16 protein-coding genes are annotated in these 16,457 nt (G+C 60.8%); 1 reads left to right on the top strand and 15 read right to left on the bottom strand.

All coding sequences use genetic code 11. From position 1 onward, the window contains the following. The 12 genes from ACT6S0_RS20800 to ACT6S0_RS20745 all read right to left on the bottom strand — a co-directional run. Positions 1–2,040 (bottom strand): type IV secretory system conjugative DNA transfer family protein (locus tag ACT6S0_RS20800; protein WP_444765687.1); only part of this gene is annotated, 2,040 nt, incomplete at its 3' end. Continuing rightward, positions 2,037–3,284: a P-type DNA transfer ATPase VirB11 gene (gene virB11 / locus ACT6S0_RS20795; RefSeq protein WP_444765686.1), complete on the bottom strand. Its 1,248-nt coding sequence runs from the start codon at positions 3,282–3,284 to the stop codon at positions 2,037–2,039. The genes virB11 and ACT6S0_RS20800, both read right to left, overlap by 4 nt. Then, entirely contained in the window at positions 3,265–4,689 is a 1,425-nt protein-coding gene (gene virB10, locus ACT6S0_RS20790) for a type IV secretion system protein VirB10 (RefSeq protein ID WP_444765685.1), read from the bottom strand. The genes virB11 and virB10 overlap by 20 nt, the downstream gene beginning before the upstream one ends. Before the next feature lie 10 nt (positions 4,690–4,699). Beyond that, entirely contained in the window at positions 4,700–5,572 is an 873-nt protein-coding gene (locus tag ACT6S0_RS20785) for a TrbG/VirB9 family P-type conjugative transfer protein (protein ID WP_444765684.1), read from the bottom strand. Positions 5,573–5,580: 8 nt separating this feature from the next. Then, on the bottom strand, positions 5,581–6,321 hold the full coding sequence (locus ACT6S0_RS20780) for a virB8 family protein (RefSeq protein ID WP_126025940.1): 741 nt from the start codon (positions 6,319–6,321) through the stop codon (positions 5,581–5,583). A 32-nt stretch (positions 6,322–6,353) separates the two neighbouring features. Continuing rightward, positions 6,354–7,106, bottom strand: a complete 753-nt coding sequence (gene virB5, locus ACT6S0_RS20775) for a P-type DNA transfer protein VirB5 (protein ID WP_444765683.1) — start codon at positions 7,104–7,106, stop codon at positions 6,354–6,356. 2 nt (positions 7,107–7,108) lie between these two features. Next, positions 7,109–8,167 (bottom strand): type IV secretion system protein, encoded by a 1,059-nt coding sequence (locus ACT6S0_RS20770; protein WP_444765682.1) that lies wholly within the window; start codon positions 8,165–8,167, stop codon positions 7,109–7,111. Further along, positions 8,168–8,443 carry a hypothetical protein gene (locus tag ACT6S0_RS20765; protein WP_444765681.1) on the bottom strand — a complete coding sequence of 92 codons (276 nt, stop codon included), beginning with the start codon at positions 8,441–8,443 and terminating at the stop codon, positions 8,168–8,170. An 8-nt stretch (positions 8,444–8,451) separates the two neighbouring features. After that, entirely contained in the window at positions 8,452–10,890 is a 2,439-nt protein-coding gene (locus ACT6S0_RS20760) for a VirB4 family type IV secretion/conjugal transfer ATPase (protein WP_444765680.1), read from the bottom strand. Further along, positions 10,887–11,222, bottom strand: coding sequence for a type IV secretion system protein VirB3 (locus ACT6S0_RS20755; protein ID WP_126025945.1), 336 nt, complete (start codon positions 11,220–11,222; stop codon positions 10,887–10,889). Before ACT6S0_RS20755 ends, ACT6S0_RS20760 begins: the two co-directional genes overlap by 4 nt. Before the next feature lie 6 nt (positions 11,223–11,228). Further along, positions 11,229–11,546, bottom strand: a complete 318-nt coding sequence (locus ACT6S0_RS20750; RefSeq protein ID WP_444765679.1) for a TrbC/VirB2 family protein — start codon at positions 11,544–11,546, stop codon at positions 11,229–11,231. Positions 11,547–11,674: 128 nt separating this feature from the next. After that, positions 11,675–12,322, bottom strand: coding sequence for a lytic transglycosylase domain-containing protein (locus ACT6S0_RS20745; RefSeq protein ID WP_444765678.1), 648 nt, complete (start codon positions 12,320–12,322; stop codon positions 11,675–11,677). Between the two features lie 236 nt (positions 12,323–12,558). On the opposite strand from ACT6S0_RS20745, the gene ACT6S0_RS20740 reads away from it, so the two are divergent. After that, on the top strand, positions 12,559–13,410 hold the full coding sequence (locus ACT6S0_RS20740; RefSeq protein WP_444765677.1) for a helix-turn-helix domain-containing protein: 852 nt from the start codon (positions 12,559–12,561) through the stop codon (positions 13,408–13,410). 20 nt (positions 13,411–13,430) lie between these two features. Here ACT6S0_RS20740 and ACT6S0_RS20735 read toward each other — a convergent pair whose 3' ends face one another. From ACT6S0_RS20735 to ACT6S0_RS20725, 3 genes are all read right to left on the bottom strand, one after another. Continuing rightward, positions 13,431–14,453, bottom strand: a complete 1,023-nt coding sequence (locus ACT6S0_RS20735) for a Bug family tripartite tricarboxylate transporter substrate binding protein (RefSeq protein ID WP_444765676.1) — start codon at positions 14,451–14,453, stop codon at positions 13,431–13,433. Between the two features lie 26 nt (positions 14,454–14,479). After that, entirely contained in the window at positions 14,480–15,301 is an 822-nt protein-coding gene (locus ACT6S0_RS20730) for an MqnA/MqnD/SBP family protein (RefSeq protein ID WP_444765675.1), read from the bottom strand. Positions 15,302–15,358: 57 nt separating this feature from the next. Further along, the coding region (locus tag ACT6S0_RS20725) for a 3-deoxy-7-phosphoheptulonate synthase (RefSeq protein ID WP_444765674.1) at positions 15,359–16,457 on the bottom strand (1,099 nt) is incomplete at its 5' end.

Raw genomic sequence — 16,457 nt, 5'->3', positions numbered from 1 at the left:
CACCGCTTCTTCTTCTTCTTCTTCTTCGATGACGGTCAGATGGGAAACATCGACTGGCTCGACCATGCCGCCCTCGACCGGCTCAGCCTCGCCACCATCAGCCTCGGCAAAGTCCAGCTCGCCGAAGAAGGCGTCGACAAGGTTCTCCACCTCATCAGCCGAAGGGTTCTCCGGGTCGGAGAACGTCGGAAGTGCGTCGACATCGATCGCCAGCTTGGCCAAGTCAATGCGCTCGCCAGGAGCAGCAGTCCGAACGCGCTGCTCCATCTTTGCCTTGTGCAGATCGATGTCGAGCAGTGGAATCGCGACGGACAGTTCACCTTTGACCAGCGCGGCCGTTTCGAGCTGCTGCTGGGTGGGTCGCTTCTTCCCCAGCGCAGCGAGCGACGGGCTCACCGACTTCAGTCGACTGATGAAGGTGTCGTCGTTGAAATACCGGGCCTTTTCGCAAAGGATCGGCTTGCAGTTCTCGACCATCACAATTTCCTTGCTCTGGCCAAGCTCCTTCAGCTCTTGAGGCAGCAGCAGCGCCCTGCGCTGGTCGGACACGTTCTCGCTCGTCGACGCTCCGTTGCCACCCCAGGCCCGCGGCCGGCTTACACCGGTCGATGTCGCCTTCTCTGTCTGGTAGCCGAGCATTTCCGAATACTCGTTGGCGTCCTTTTGCTCGCGTGGGGGGTAGACGATTTGCAGGGCGTGGTTTGTGACAAAGGTGCGCGTGTCCTCGCGTCCGTAGACGGATTCGAGCTGGGCGATGCTCTGCACGATCGGGAGCAAGCGCAGGTTGTAGCCTGCGATGTACGAGACTGCCTTGGCCAAGATGCCGACCTTCCCGATCGCAGTGAACTCATCGAGGACCAGCAGGCATTGGTGCTTCAACTCCAGGTTGTCGCCCGGCAGCTCACCCGTGTTGATGTTCACGAGCTGTGAGAAGAACAGGTTGATGAGTAGCGACGCGTCAGCCAGGCGCTTAGGCTGAATGCCGATGTAGATCGACATCCTCTTCTTGCGGACCATCGACAAGTCGATGTCGGAGTAGCTGGTCGCCGCGTCGACGATCGGATTCTCGAAAATCGTCAGCGGCGCGTTCAACGTGGCCAGGATGCTGGCCATGGTGTTCTCCGACGTGTTGCAGAACCTGTTCAGCGCGTTCAAGCACTCTTCGCTCAATGCGTCGTCGCCCGTCGACCGTGCTGCAACGATGTCCCCAAGATGGTCCTTGATCGGCCGTCCCTTGCCCGACGACTGGCGCAATACCTCGCCCAGCGTGCACGGCAGCTCTGGCGTGTCCATGAGGTACAGCACGAGTCCGAGGAATAGGCTTCGGGCTTGGTCGTTCCAGAAGGAGTCCTTCGGGTTGTCGCCCGGATACAGGGCTTGCCCGATCGCCAGGATGTCGCCCACGCGGAAATTGCGGTTCCGATTGATGCCGTCGAGCGGGTTCCACCGGTGGCTCTTGCAGTCTTCAGCGAAAGGACTGAAGAGAAAGACCTCGTGTCCGTGCTTCGCGCGAAAGCCCGACGTGAACTTGAAGTTTTCAAGCTTCACGTCAAGCACGACCACCGAGCCGTCGTAGTTCAACAGGTTCGGCAGCACGATGGCGACGCCCTTCCCCGAGCGCGTCGGGGCCGCTAGCAACACGAATTGCTGGCCACCGAACATCAGGTATTGACCCTGATACTTCCCGACGATGATCCCCGTTTCACCGTACAGGCCGGCGTTGCGCACCTCGCCTGAAGTCGCGAAGCGGGCATCGCCATGGAGCGAGCGGACGCCATTGCGGACTGCGCCGAGCACGAAGAGCGGGACCAGGTAGACGGCGCCAAAGGCCACGCCTGCTGCCAGTTGCAGCCGCTTGTGCTGCACTGGGTCGTCCTTGTACCAACCCCAGTAGGTCCACCAGGTGTCGAGAGACAGATCTTCCGGGGCGGTCTTGTTGAGCAGGAAGTAGATGGCGCCAGCGATGTACTGGGCAACGAAGTAGCCCAGCACGATGTACACCAGTACCGCGAAAGCGATCGCGAGCTTCTTGCCGTTCATGCTGACCTTTCGGAGCGATGCAGCGTGGCGTCGCCGAACCGTGCCGCCAGCTTCGCAACTGGGTCGAAGTGAACTTCGGCCACATAGCGTTGCTTGCTGATCGGCTTGTCGTTCTCGTCGAATTCGACGTGCGCCACCATGTGCACGATCACGTCGATGGTCAGCGCCACCAGGCGCTTCAACGCGTCAGCGTCATAGATCGTGGCTTGCTCGTGTTCCTTGCACATGAACACATACCGCTCGGTGGCCAACGCACAAGACTCCGCGTGGTACGAGGTGATGGAACCGCTGTGCCCGGTGGTCAGCAGCTTGAGGAAGTCGAAAGCCTCGCCACCGCGCAACTCGGCCAGCAGTACACGGTCCGGCATCATCCGCATGTTGGCCGCGATGAGGTCGGTCGGGGTGACCTTGGCAACGCCCTGGCCGCCCTTCGAGTACAGAAGGTGCACGCGATCGTCGTGCCCTGGCAAGAAAAGCTCTCGCACGTCCTCGATGGTCACGATCCGCTGCATGGCCGGAATGCTCTGGCACATCGCCTTCATCAAAGTCGTCTTGCCAGATCCGGTATCGCCGACTACGGCGATGTTCTTCCGCTCGCGGACGGCCAGCTTGAAGAAATCCATGAGGCGGTTGGCCTCCAGGTGCTCGATCAGTCGCCGGTCCATGGGCGACAGGTCGCTGCGCCGTGCGTCAAGCTGCTTCGAGCGGCCCCACAGGAATCGATCGAATGCGCCTTCGGCTTGGTACTCCGAGAGTGGCTTGATCGACTCGCCAGGGATGCGGATCGAGATCGAAATCGTCTCCGGTTCAACTGCCGGGGACAAGACGACCTGAATCCGTTCACCGTCGGGCAGGCGCGCCGACATGATCGGCTTCATCGGGCCGATTTCCTGATCCGTGAAGGTTGCGATCGTTTGTGCAAGCGCCACCAGTCGCTTCAGGGTCAGATCGGGCGCGTCAATGCGATGCCTGGCTGCACCGGCCACCACGATCACCTTGCCTGGCTCATTGACAAAGATGTCGGTCGCGCCCGGCATGTCGAGAAACGGCCGGAACGGCCGCATCAGCTCCCGCACCATCGCATCCCGGCCGAGAAGGCCGTTGCTGCGATTGGACGGTGCCGCGTTCACCGGCATCACGTCGCCAACCTGACGCGTGATGAGGCCTGAGTGAAGCGCCTGAACGACACGCTCAGACGCACCACCTTGCGCGGGCTTACCCACCTCAACGTGGTCGAAGCGCATACACCGTCCCGAAGTCAAGGTCACGCGCCACGAAGATCGAGGCCCGGTCGCCCTGGTTCTTGTAGAGCGTCGGCTTGATATTGATGGTGCTGGCCAGAATCTTCTCGGCCAGACTGCTGCCGGTCTGCTGGCTGTTCTGTAGCACGACCGTGCCGCCCTGCGCAGTCGTTCCAGTGCCGGTCGACCTACCCGCTTCCGTCGTCTTGTAGGCGATCGCGTCCTGCACCAGCGAGAGCATTACAGCCGCACCAATGCGCTCGAACCAATGGTTGTCGATGTAGCCATCCAGACCGGAAGTGCCCAGGCTGTCGGCGGCCGGCGAATTCAGGTTCATCACGACACCATTGGGCGTCTTCACCCGCGTCCACAGAACGAAGATGCGCTTCTGGCCTTGCTGCATTGCCGACATGTATTCGCCGGTCGCTTCCGAGCCGCGCTCCAGCAGAAGCACGCGCCCGTTGTCGCTGTACACGTCCGAGCTGATGACGCAGGTCGCCATGCCAGTCACCTCGTTCACGAGCCGCATCGAAAGACCGCAGTCGATCGTGCGGCCCTTCGGCAAGATCATGTTGCGATCGCCCAGCATCCCGGCCTGCACCATCGGCGTCGCCGAGGGCGTCAGGAGACTTCCGATGGAGCCTTGCGGGCTGGCCGCGCCGCCACCGCCGCTGCCGGTGCCGCCCGCGCCACCAAGATTGACAGTGTTGCCCGGTGCGCTGCCGAAGCCGCCCGCCGCCTGTTGCCCGGTCGTCTTGCCGAGAATGTCTTGAACCATTGCGAGCGTTTGCATCGACCGCTCCGACGGGCCGGCCGGCGCGGCACCAGCCAGCGGCTTGCTCGGCACTGGAACGATCACATCCCCCGCATACCGACTAGGTGGTGGCGTTGCGGCAGCGCCTTGCGGCTGCTGCGCGCCGCCTTTGACCTCCGGCACGACCTTCGCAGGCCCGCCAGGCGAAATCACGCGCCCGTCCTTGCACACGCGCATGGCTTGCCCTGAAGGCGCCAACATCGCGTTGCCGTCGGGCCCGACCAGCACCACGCCAGGGGTGCCGTCATCGCATGGACCACCCTTGGCATCGATCTTCGGTGCGCTCTCGGCAAACTGAGGATCGCTGTCGAATTTCCTGCGCAGTCCAACGAGAGCGGGCCGGTTCTCGTTCTTGTCGTCCTTCGACGCCGCCGCGTCGCGGGCGTTCGAGAACGCCCGCCACTTGTTGACTGCGAACAAGCCACCCACCAGCACGATTGCGAGCAGAAGGACCACGAAGATGACCTTCGGCAGGATGTTGCTCGAAGAGCCGCCTCGCGAATTGACCGACACGATGCCCAGGTCGGCCGGCTGGCCCGCTGCGCCTGACGAGCTGGTCGCCGCGCCCGCGCTGTTGTTGTTGTCTGTTGCCATGTTCTCTCCCTTACCGGATTTCGCGCTTCAGGCCTTCGACCGTCACACCATCCTTCGGTGCGACGCCGAACGGGTCGTATGCGTCATTCCAGACGCCCACAGTCGCCTCTCCGAGGCGCAGCACAAAGCGCCTCCCAGTTCGCTCCACGACCGCAAGATCACCTTCCATGTGGAAGTTGACGCGGCCCTCTTCCTCGGACGGCGAGATGTAATAGATCGAAGGGACTTCCCTGTTCGCTGGGAACTGGAAGTAGGTGAAGCGGCCGTCGTCGAAAACGAGCGTGGGCGCAATCTCGTCGCTGCCCTTGAGCACCTGCATCGAGTACTTCCAGTTCCTCGGAACCGGCTTCGCCGTCTTCACCAGCTCGTCCACCACGGTCTTCTCGTTCACCGGAGCTGGCGTGCCAGAGAGCGCTAGCACCGAGGCCAGCGGCGGCAGCTCGATCGGATAGCGAAAAATGACGCGGAACATGGGTTCCGCCGTGAGCTTGCCGGCCCGGCCGCTCGGCGAATCCTTGAGCACCTTGAACTCGAAGCTGTAGTCGCGCTTGTTCGTCTTCAGCTCAAGGTTGTTCGCCGTCGCGTTGTCTTTGGGCTTCACCCAAATCTGGTTGGTGCCGATGTCGGCGCGCACGCACCACTCGGACTGCGGATTCGCGCAGTCGGCCGGGAAGCCGGTTGCCGCGACCTCGATCTTTTCCTCGTCAGCGAGGATCAGGCGGGTGACGGCACCACGGCGCGTCGACACCACCGTCACGTCGTCTTTCTTGAAGGTGACGTAGCGCACGCGGGGGTCAAGGTCGCTCGCTACTGGAAGATCGGCCGCATGCACAGCAGCGCCAGCAGTAAGGGCCATGAGCAGGCTTGCAAAGAGCTTTTTCATGGTTGACCTCACTGCGGCACAGCCGCGGGCTTGACGGTCGGCAGAGGCGTCGCCGCTTCGGCGTCGACGCGATATGCGACCACCCGATAGCCGAGCGGGTTGGCAATGAGATCCTTCTCCTTGCCGAACATCGACGGCTTGTATTCAAAGGCCATCGTCGAGACGAAATACTGCGGCGGGTCGGCCACATCGGCCTCTTGCCGCTTCGCGACCTTCTCGAAGCGCACCACAGCCTTCGTGCTCACGTCGTCGTGCGAGAGCGTGACGCTCAGCACCTTCACGCGCATTTCGACCGACTGGCCGAATTTCTTGTCTCGCGCATTGCCACCTTCGTACAGCTTTGCGTACTCGCGGCCCACCTCGTCGGAGCTGAGAGCAAGCACAGTGTCGTAGTCGTTCTGGAGCAGCTTCCAGCTATACGACTCACGGGCGACGACATAGGTCTGTGCCCAGTGCTTGTCTGTCAGCTCCTGGTACCCGACGGCTGCGCGATCATCCGTGGCGCTCACCAATTCGACATTGCCCGTCGCCTTGTCGACTGCGAAGACGTATGGCACGACGCGCTTGAAAGGCGCCATCGTTGCCATACCGCCGACTGCCACGAGGGCAAGCAGCGAACAGGCTCCAGCAACAATCCAAGCGCGGCGCTCAGACTTCTCGCTGCGGGTCTGGCGATCGGCTTCCCAATCCCTCCCGGCCTTGTAGAAGCGGGATTCCTCCCCCGCCTGGACTGTGTTCTTGTCAACCATGTGAACTCCCCGGATTGCAAATGCCACGCGTATCAGCGCGGCGTGTAGGTGAAGGTGTCTGCCGTCGTGTTGGTGCGCGAAAGGGTCTTCAGTTCGCGTTCCTTGATGGCCTGCTGCGCCGCACGGTCCTGCGCGATCGCCATCTGGTTCATCAACTGCACGCGGTTCTGGTCGTTGCTGACCTGCGTGTTCTCGGCAGCGATGCGTGCTTGCAGCTCGGCAATGGCCTTGGGGTCACTGGTCGAGTTGATTTGGCTTTGCAGCGTCTGAATCTGCCCCGTGCGCTGGGAGATAAGGTCCAGCGCGCTTTGCGCGTTGGCCAGGAGCTGCGACGTGTTGTTCAGGAACGATTGGCACGAGGTCAGATCGCTGCCGGTGCGGCCTTCGCAGTTGTAGATCAGGCTCGATTGCCGCTGCGATTGGCCGGCGCTCGACAGCCCGTTCAGGCCCGCCGACTGGATCGTCTTGTAGGCCGACATGAGCGAGGCCGCGTCGGGAACGGCCTGCTTCAGCAGCGGGTTATTCGCGATGTCGCCGAGGTTGCGGTTGCCAGTGAGCGCCTGGTACTGCTGCTTCATCTGGTCCAGCTGGCTCTTCATCGTGGTGATCTGTTCAGCCATCTGGCTGTACTGCTCACCCCACGCGATGACCTCCTGAATCGCCTGCGCCAGGTTGGCTGCATCGAGCACTGGAATGCCGGCATGTGCCGGCGCCGTGACGCCGACCATGCCCGTTGCGATCGCGATCGATGCGACCAGCTTCTTGAAATGCTTGACTACTTTCATGCTTAACCTCTCTGTGTTGATGACCTACGGATGTTTGAAACGACATTGCGCTGGTAGAGCGGGCGGCCGGAGCCTCCCGAACCACCAGTGCCGCTCTCGTTCCCTGAGCGACCTCCACCACCGCTGCCGCCACCACCCCCACCGCCGCCGCTGGTGATTTCGCCGCCGCCAGTCGGCGAGGCCTTGGGAGGTGGGCCGTCCTTCTTGCCGGCCACGGAATTCATGATTGCCCGCCCGATTTCTCGGCCGATGCCCTGGATCGACACGCCGCCTGACAGCGCGCTTGCGAGTTGATTGAGGTTCAGCATCACCACTGCGAGTGCTGCCGACACGAGCAGCAGTGAGCAGGCATCGCGGACCACGTTGGTCGTGTCCACGTTGCCCTTCATGGAGTTCGCGTACTGGCTCGCAAAGTCGGTCAGCATCGAAATGCTTGCCGCGATCAACACGTTGAGCAGCACGTAGTGCAGGGCCTGTCCGATCCAGCTTTCCGTGTACTTCTGGGTTGGCGGGAACATCGAGCACACGATGAAGATCGGGCCGACAGCCAGCACCAGTGCCAGCACGACCTTTGCCAGCAGGTACATGCCTAGGCCGACGACGAACAAGAACGCCTGCGCAAGCGCGACGATCGCTGCCGCCGCCAACAGACTGAAGTTGGGCCAGAAACCGGTCGTCGCCTGGCTCCAGAGCTGCTGTCCCAGCTCGTCATAGGGCTGCGCCATGTTGTCGACGAGCTGTCCGATCGAAGTCACGCCGCCGACCGCTTGCGTCATGCCCTCTTGCAGGCCCTGAATCATCTGAATTGCAGTGCCCTGGTACTCACCAGCGCTCAGCGCAATTCCGGCGATGAAGGCGATCTTGAAAGACTTCCACAAGAAGGTGTGCAGTGAGTCGTTCGCCTCGCCGCGCATGATCGCGTAGCCCATCATCAGGACGTACACCGTGACACAGGTCAGGACGACGGGCGTGAGAATGCCAATCAACGCCCCGCTCTTGCTGGTCACATAGTTGTTGAGCAGCAGGTCAATTGCGGCTTCAAGCTTGGTAGCAATGCCCATTTAATTGCCTCCAGCCTTTTTCGCCGCTTCCGGGAAATATTTCGGATTCGGCTTGTATTCAAATTCCTTGTTCTTGCCCTTGGCCGGGGGCACCGCTGGTGCCGGGGCAACAGGTGCGGACGCTGGCGCCGCTGGCGTAGCGGCAGGCGCCTTGAACTCGAATTTGTCGTTGGTCGTTTCAGTCCGACGAACGACCTCAGAATCGACCTTGGTGCAGCCCACGACTGCAACCAAGGCCATTACGGCAACGCCGCCCCAAACGTGTGTATTGCGCATGCTGCCCCCTACGATTTCGCGAGTGCACGGCGCTCACTGACTCGCCGATGGAAAAGAGGAATCCAGTCCTGCGGGTCATCCCCGACCTTTTCCCGGATGTCGTCGAGCAATTCGACGTTCTCGACCGTGCCGGAAATGACGTTCAGGATGTCGTCCATGCCGCCCAGGTCGTATTGCACGATCGCCGAGCGGTGGCCTTGCTTGACCAAGAACATGCGGCTCGTCTCGCCGAGATTCTTGATAATGTCAAATTCCGCTTCAGTGACCTTGAAGCCTTCAACATAGTCGTCGCGGTCCGCGCGAGGATTAGGCAAATAGATCTGTGTCACGCTCTGTTCGACCATCGTTTTGCCGATACGGTGCGTTAGTACGTCCGAGGGCGACTGTGTGACGAATACACCGAGGCCAGATTGCTTGCGAATGGTCTTCTGCTTGTTCAGCGCAAAATCGCTGAACATTTCGTCCATCAGCGGCTTCCAGAATTCCTCCATGATGTAAATCAATGGCTGACCATTGATTAGCGACTCGGTGATGTGCAGCAGGTACGCCATGATTGGCGTGCGCACTTCCGGGTCGTCGAGAAAATCGGTGTAGTCGTATCCGAAAATCTTCGCCGTCGTGAAATCCTGATTGTCGATTTCGTTGTCAAACACCCAGCCGAGTGGTTGGCCGCGCGTCCATTTTTGAAGTCGATCCCGAAGGCTGTTGTCGCCGGTTCCTGTCAGCACTTGATAGACAGCTGAAAGCGAACGCACGCGGTGCGTGACTTGATCGCTCATCACTGTGCGGACGGCATTGCTGACGACGATTTGTTCCCGAGCTGTCAGGCCCACGTCGTCGTCGCCCTTCAGGAGCTGTTTGACCAGTCGCTCGCAAAAGGAAATGTTGTCTTCCGTCAGATCGAATTGGAATGGGTTGAAGCCGGTCGGCTCGCCGCGTTTGAGGGCAAAATATTTGCCGCCTATTGCGCGAATACCGATTTCCATACCGCGATCTTTATCGAAGGCGACAACCCGAAGGCCGTAATACTTCGTCGCGAACATGATGAGGCCCATTTGCAGCGTCGTCTTACCCGAGCCCGTCGTGCCGCAAATGAATGTGTTGCCCGCGTACTTTTCATCGACCGAATCCTTGTCTTCCGGCGAGACGTGGAAATTCAGATAGAACGGCTGGCCGCTGGGCGTCTTGAGAAGAGCCAATGCCTCGCCCCACGGGTTGCCATTGCGCTTGCCCCGAGCGAAATTGTGAAGCGGGCTCAGCGCTGCGAAATTCCGGCTAGTGATTTGCGCCTCCCGAGGGCGCATCGTCCAATTGCCAGGCAATTGCGCGAACCAGGCACATTCAGGGATCGCGTCGATAACCGACAGCTTGAACCCAGCGTCGTCCTGAAGGATCGTGCGCGCTGACGACATGTTCTTCGCGACCTCGCCCAGCGACTGACCGAAGATCGCGAGCGTGTAGTGGTACTCGCCCATGTCGTACTCGCCGCTCTTCACGTCTTTCAGCGCCTGCGTCAACTGCTCAACGTCGTCGGTGCCTGCGTCTTCTGATGCTCGCAATTGCCCTTGCTGGCGCTCCAGGCCGTCCATGGCATCACGCTTGTTCTTGATCGAGAAGCTTTGCGACTCGATGTATTCGTAGTCGCCATACAGGATGCCGTTATTCATCCCCGGCTCGGAGAGCTTGGGATAGTCCTGAAAATCCAGAAAGCCCACGAACTTCTGCTCGTTGGGATGCCAGATTTGCAGCATTCCGTTCTTGTCGCCGAAATGCAGCCGCGACGTAGGTAGGTATTCGCCGATATCCGCGCGCTGCATGGGAATGTCCTCCCACACTCCATTGACCAGAAAGCCGAGGAAGCCCAGCATTTCCGAATAAACCTTGCCATCCTTTTCAAAGGTGCCAAGGCGCTCCGGTTCATAGCGCTTCAAGCTCGACTCGACCTGCTTGGCCATGTCGTCCAAGGTGTCTAGGTCTTCCTGTTCCTTTTCGCGAATTTGCGCGATTGAACGAACGGCCATCCGCTTGAGGAAATTGCCAGCGCGCGACGTGGTAGGCCGATAAATCACCGTCAAATAAAGCTCGGTGGCCATTTGCCGGTGATTGTCGAAGGACTTGTAATACCGCTCGTTGAAGTCCTGGCAGAAATCGTTCTCGAACGTGCCCCCCAGGCGCTCGCGCACGACACGTCGCACTTTGTGCGTCCAAACAGCGAAGTGCCCGCCACCGAGCGCCTTCAAGAAATTGTTGAGTCCTTCCTTGCGAATGGCAATTTCAGTGGGGTCTGAAGTCTCGAAGGAAATTCCTTCGAGACGCCAGGTTGCCATATAGTCGCCGTTCCGCTTCAGCTTAATCACATTGGGCGCCACGTGGGTTCCCATCGGGATGTAATCCGAAGACGGAATCTGCGCATCCGCCACTTCTTTGATTTGTGCCGTCGCTCTCATGATTTCCGCCGTTTGTATCGAATGGGTGAATAGGATGCAGCGCCCCACAATTGCCGCCCTGCCCGGTGCCGGAACCGCATACGTGCACGCATTAGCACCTGACGGAGACGCTGGTCGTCTTTTTTCGTCATTTGCCGGAGCGTGATGCAAATGGGCACGTACACAATTCCGAGGAACAGAGAGACATACGGGCTCACCAGATAGAACGTCCAGACCGCAAGAATCATGAACGAGCCTGTCACCAGCAGAAATGGAATCGTGGGCACACCCATGAACATTGCTGGCCTCGTGCACCCCTTGAAAATGGGGTCGCTAAATCCCTCGACTTGCATGGTGGCTTAGTTAATCAGCCAAGCTGCAATACCGGCCGCGCCGCCAACGATGATGCCGCCGATAACGATGTTGGAGATTTCCGACCACTTGGCGTGTTGGAACGCCATCTTGAAACCCGCCCACATCAGGGCAATCGTGAAGCAAGTCACCGCGACACCGACTAACACCGTCTGGATGTTTTGCATCACGGTATTGACCTTGCTGATCTGCGCAAAGGCAGGGCTTGTAGCCAATGCCATTGCGCCAGCAGCAGCCGTCATCACCAGCCCTTTGCGATTTGACTTCCCGAAAATGGCCAAAGCGGCCTGAACATTCTTTTTCACTGAATACCTCTCTGAGTGAGTGCCTTGAAATGACGCATCGCGTCCTATAAATGAAATTTCAATTGAATGGGTCAACGAGTTTTCGTATCTCGATAAGCGCTCCTTTCCATGGGTTGCCCGCACCTGGCTCAGAAAATCAAGGCGCTGCCCGACTGGGCGCTCGCTTGGGCTGGGGGTACGGCAGCGGCGCCGGCCGCGGGCTGCTTGAGGGACGTAGGCGCCGGACTTGCTGCTTTCGCCGTCCTGCTCACGGGGATCGCTGCTGCCGGGGCCTTGGCGTCGGCCTGGGGCAGCACCTTTGGAACGACGGGGATCGCCTTCGCGAGGGAGGCATCACTGCCGACAACCTTCACCACGTACCCTTCCCGGTAGCCGGTGATGAAGTTGCCGCTGTAGTAGCAACTGAAGGCAGCTCGAAGCGCCGTCTGCTCGTCGCGGGGGGCCTTGCGAGCCCGCAAGAAGCACTCGGTCAAGATGCCCCCGCCCGCCTTCAAATTGGGACAGGGCTCGAACGCCGTTTCCAACGTGAGCCCATATCTTCTGAAGTTCGCTTTATTGACCTGCGCCAGGCCAACGCTGTAGTTGAAGCCGTTCTGTTCCAGCCACTTGGCTGTCGAGACGGCTTCCTCCAGCGTTCGGGGCTGACGATCCAGCCGACCATTGACGACGCCGATCGCGAAAGGGTTGAAAGCCGATTCGACCTGGACAATCCGACGCATCGTGTCCATGTGGACGGTCGGAGCGCACTGCTCGGCCAGCACTAGAAAATCCAGCATCAGAGGGTTCCCCCCAATGCAGTCGCGACAGCCTTTGGCATCGTCTCTCCCTGATTTCACTGAAGTTGCCCGGTAGGCTCACTGCCACCCGGAAACCCCCAATCCGCTAGCTCGTTGGGGGATAATTTTCACCCTTAAGCGCATAAAACGCGCATCACAAGCGAAGTATGCGCCATGCTACTTTTCTCAACAACATAGAAAAGCGCAGAAAGTGCGCAGAACACGCATAAAACGACATGAGTGACAACAATCAGCAACAGGAACAGGGCGTAGAAACCACACTGGCCGCCAAATGCGTCCGAGCGCTCCTTGAACGCCATGGCGTGCCCCGGAACAAGCATTCCGCTGTGGTTACTGATGTCCTTGGGCTGTCCTACTCGCAGGGAAACAGACGCCTGACGACGAGAGCCACCTGGGAGTTGGAAGAGCTGCGCACGCTCGCCGAGCACTACGGCGAGACGCTGACCGAGCTGGTATCGCTCGGCCAGCACGATGAAATGCAAGACGCGACGCTCGTCACAGGAACCACCAGCACGCCTTGTCGCGTCGCAAGGGGGCCAGCGGTTCACAAGCCACGCCTCGGCGCGTTGGTGCTCACAAAGGTCGACGCCGACTGGCTCGTGCTCCCGGCCGAGCCGAACCTGGCCACGCAGGCCTACGACATCAAGCGTCTTCTCGTCGAGCCGTCGTCGGCTACCAGCCGCCGAATCGCGGTGCTCGATGACCATCCCGAGAGTGCGCAGCTCATCGTTTCGTACCTCAAGACAGCGGGCTTCGATCCGGTCGCCTTCACCAATCTGGATCGCATTGCCGCCTCGGCCGCTTCCGGTGAGTTCGACGGCTACGTGCTTGACTGGATCATCGTGAAGGACTCGATCCAGGACACCGTGAGTGACCTGGTGGCCGCGATCAGGGCGCGTGACGCCCACTGTCCCATCGTCGTGCTCACCGGACAGATGCGCAACGGCATCGCCGATGAAGCGGAAATTGCCACGGCCATGGCGAAATACCGCTTGAAGTTCTTCGAGAAGCCAGCGCCGCTGCCCATCATTTCAGCCGCACTGGCGACCTCTTTCTCAGCGGCATAGCCGCCTTGCGCAGGGGCTTCTTAGGTTTCCTTGATGCCTCTGACCACGATCACTCCGCCCAGCTTGACCGTGTCTTTGCGGATGCGTCTTGCAAGGTCGATCGGTGCCCCTGCTTGCGGTTGCCAGCCGCTCTTCAGGAACGTGTCAGCCACTGCCTGAGACTGAAGCACCCTCGTAAGGGCAGCATTTAGCTTGAGGGCCATTGCTTCCGGCATGGTCGAGGGGCCGGCGAGTGCGGTCCAGATCTCTGTCTCGGCCCCGTAAAGGCCGACTTCCCGCAATGTCGGACGATTCTCCGCGAGAGGGCTTCGCTCTTGGGAGGTCACACCGACGAACTTGAGTTTGCCGTTGCGCACGTTCGGCAGCGCGAGGCCTGGCGGGAGCAGCGCCATATCGATCTTGTTGGCAAGCAGTGCCTCCAGCACTTGTGGATTGCTGCCGAACGGCTGGTGCCGCGCGAAGATGCCTGCCTGCATCGCGTGCATCTTCAGCAGCTCCATCCCCAGGTGCCCCACAGTCCCACTGCCTGGCGACCCGTACCGACCGTCAGAACTGATCTGGCGAATCCACTGAACCACCTCCTGCGGTGAACTGCCCGTCGCGCGCGAGGACGTGACGAACACCAACGGCGTCGTGCCGATCAGCCCGACCGGCGCGAAGTCCTTTTCGGGATCGAAGGGCATCGCTGGGTTGAGCAGCTTCGCAATGGTCATGTTGCCGTTGATGAGCACGCCTATCGTGTGGTCGTCGCGGGCCTTCGCAACCTCGTTCGCCGCGACATTCCCGCTCGCACCGGCCTTGTTTTCAACGACGACCTGCTGGCCGAGCAAAGCCGCCAGCGGCGCAGCGATAGTGCGCGCTGCGATGTCCGGCGCCGACTCCTGCGGAAAGCCCACCAGCAGGCGGATCGGCTTGGTTGGCCATGTCCCGGAGCCGCTGGCCGGGCTTGTGCTCGACGCACCGGCAGCGAAGGCCTTAAGTGCGGCGCCGGGCACTGACAAGGCCGCAGCGGTTTGAAGTAGACGACGTTTGCTGAGATTCATGATGTTGACCCCCTTGTTGAAAATGTTCACAACGGCAATGCCGATTCCTGCCGCGCCTCGAAGCCCTCGATCCGGGCCTCAAGCAGCTCACGCATGCGCTCGATGCCGAGTTCGGCTTCATCGCTCAATGCGTACTCGAAGTTCTGATGCAGCACCTTGATTTCCTCGATCGACGCCGGCAAGCCATGCTCTGCATGGCGCGCCCCGATGGCCGCCAATGGGTCCATGCGGTAGCGCACCATTGACGCCTTCAGCAATCCTTCGAGAGCCGCGACTGCTGATGGATCGAGGTCGGCCCGGTAGGCCCACACGGCCGAGACGATCGGCGTGCCGATCCAGCCGAACCATTCGCGTCCCAAGTCGTACTCGTAACGAAAGCGCCCGCGCTTCCTTTCCTCGACGGCCTGGTCCTGGATCAACAGGCGCGGTGTCGATTCGTCGTCGACATCGAGGTTGCGGCTCCATCGCCCGATGCGCAGGCCGTACTTCTTCTTCATGATGGCCTGCAAGACACGCACCGAAGTCGTCGTCTCGTAGCAGACATCGATGTCCGCTCCATCGAGCTGCGACATCGGCTCATTCGAGAAGAAGACGACGCTGCCGGCAAGGCCTCGGAATGAAATGCCCCAGTTCGCAAGCCTCTTCCAGCGCCCCTCCAGCTCGAACCAGTCAGGAATGGCCATCGGTGTCACATCGAGCTGGCCGCGTTCGATCAACCCGCGGACGCCGCTGGATTCGCAGCGCACCAGGTTCACCGGCCACGTCGCCCTGTCGCCGTAATACGGAACCCAAGGCACGGACGGAAAAAATCCCACGTTGAGGTCGAGCGCGCCAGCATTGCCGGTCACGCTCGACGTAAATGAGGAAGACGTATGCATGGTGGTTCTCCAGTCTGAAAAGGTGATTCAGGCCAGCGGAGCAAAGTCCGCGTGGTTCTGCCAGCCCGTCGCATTGAGATCCGCTGCGACGGGGGCCTCGGCCGCTTGCGTGCCCGGTGCGTCGACAAGATCCACGAATGCCGCTTCCGGCGAGGAAGAGGCCACGCTGTAGACCTCACTGCCCCGCATCCTTCGCACATGCACGGGCTTGCTGGCCTGCCGATCGCGCCGGCGCTGCGCAACGGCCTGGGCCAGCGTTTCCAGCACCTGCACGGAGTCACCCCAGCCAAGGCATGCATCGGTGATGCTCTGCCCATACACCAGGTCGGCGGCCCGGTCACGGCCCGGCGCAAAGCGCTGTGCGCCTTCGCGCAAGTGGCTCTCGACCATCACACCGAAAACACGACTCGAGCCGCCTGCGATCTGCGCGGCCACGTCGCCAGCGACGGCGATCTGCTTCTCGTGCATCTTCGAGCTGTTCGCATGGCTGCAATCGACCATGAGCGAGGGGCGCAGCCCGGCTTCTTGAAGGCCCAGGCATGCCAGCTCGACGCTTTCGGCGTCGTAGTTCGGTGACTTGCCGCCTCGCAGGATCACGTGGCAATCCGGGTTGCCTGTCGTCTCGACGATCGCAACATGGCCGTTCTTGTGCACGGAAAGAAAGTGGTGGCCGCGCGCCGCGGCCTGGATCGCGTCGACGGCGATGCGAATGTTGCCGTCGGTGCCGTTCTTGAAGCCGATCGGCGCCGAGAGGCCTGACGCCAGCTCGCGGTGCACCTGGCTCTCCGTGGTGCGAGCGCCGATCGCGCCCCACGAAATCAGGTCGCCGATGTACTGCGGCGAAATCACGTCGAGGAATTCACTGCCTGCTGGCAGGCCCAGGTTGTTGATGTCGATCAACACCTGGCGCGCAATGCGCAGCCCTTCGTTGATCTTGAACGACTCGTCCAGGTAAGGGTCGTTGATGAGGCCCTTCCAGCCCACGGTCGTACGCGGCTTCTCGAAATACACGCGCATCACGATTTCGAGCGAGTCGGCGAAGCGCTCGCGCTGCTTCGCCAGCTTCAGCGCGTACTCGAACGCGGCTTTGGGGTCGTGGATCGAGCACGGCCCCATCACCACGAGC

This window comes from Roseateles sp., from assembly GCF_052436255.1.
Taxonomy (GTDB): Bacteria; Pseudomonadota; Gammaproteobacteria; order Burkholderiales; family Burkholderiaceae_C; genus Pelomonas.
Note: the sequence above shows the minus strand (reverse complement) of the source record. Positions and strands in the feature narration are given on the sequence as shown.

Coding starts and splice junctions, on each gene's coding strand:
- virB11 (WP_444765686.1), bottom strand. CDS start 3,284: ATGCGCTTCGACCACGTTGAGGTGGGTAAGCCCGCGCAAGGTGGTGCG.
- virB10 (WP_444765685.1), bottom strand. CDS start 4,689: ATGGCAACAGACAACAACAACAGCGCGGGCGCGGCGACCAGCTCGTCA.
- ACT6S0_RS20785 (WP_444765684.1), bottom strand. CDS start 5,572: ATGAAAAAGCTCTTTGCAAGCCTGCTCATGGCCCTTACTGCTGGCGCT.
- ACT6S0_RS20780 (WP_126025940.1), bottom strand. CDS start 6,321: ATGGTTGACAAGAACACAGTCCAGGCGGGGGAGGAATCCCGCTTCTAC.
- virB5 (WP_444765683.1), bottom strand. CDS start 7,106: ATGAAAGTAGTCAAGCATTTCAAGAAGCTGGTCGCATCGATCGCGATC.
- ACT6S0_RS20770 (WP_444765682.1), bottom strand. CDS start 8,167: ATGGGCATTGCTACCAAGCTTGAAGCCGCAATTGACCTGCTGCTCAAC.
- ACT6S0_RS20765 (WP_444765681.1), bottom strand. CDS start 8,443: ATGCGCAATACACACGTTTGGGGCGGCGTTGCCGTAATGGCCTTGGTT.
- ACT6S0_RS20760 (WP_444765680.1), bottom strand. CDS start 10,890: ATGAGAGCGACGGCACAAATCAAAGAAGTGGCGGATGCGCAGATTCCG.
- ACT6S0_RS20755 (WP_126025945.1), bottom strand. CDS start 11,222: ATGCAAGTCGAGGGATTTAGCGACCCCATTTTCAAGGGGTGCACGAGG.
- ACT6S0_RS20745 (WP_444765678.1), bottom strand. CDS start 12,322: ATGCTGGATTTTCTAGTGCTGGCCGAGCAGTGCGCTCCGACCGTCCAC.
- ACT6S0_RS20740 (WP_444765677.1), top strand. CDS start 12,559: ATGAGTGACAACAATCAGCAACAGGAACAGGGCGTAGAAACCACACTG.
- ACT6S0_RS20735 (WP_444765676.1), bottom strand. CDS start 14,453: ATGAATCTCAGCAAACGTCGTCTACTTCAAACCGCTGCGGCCTTGTCA.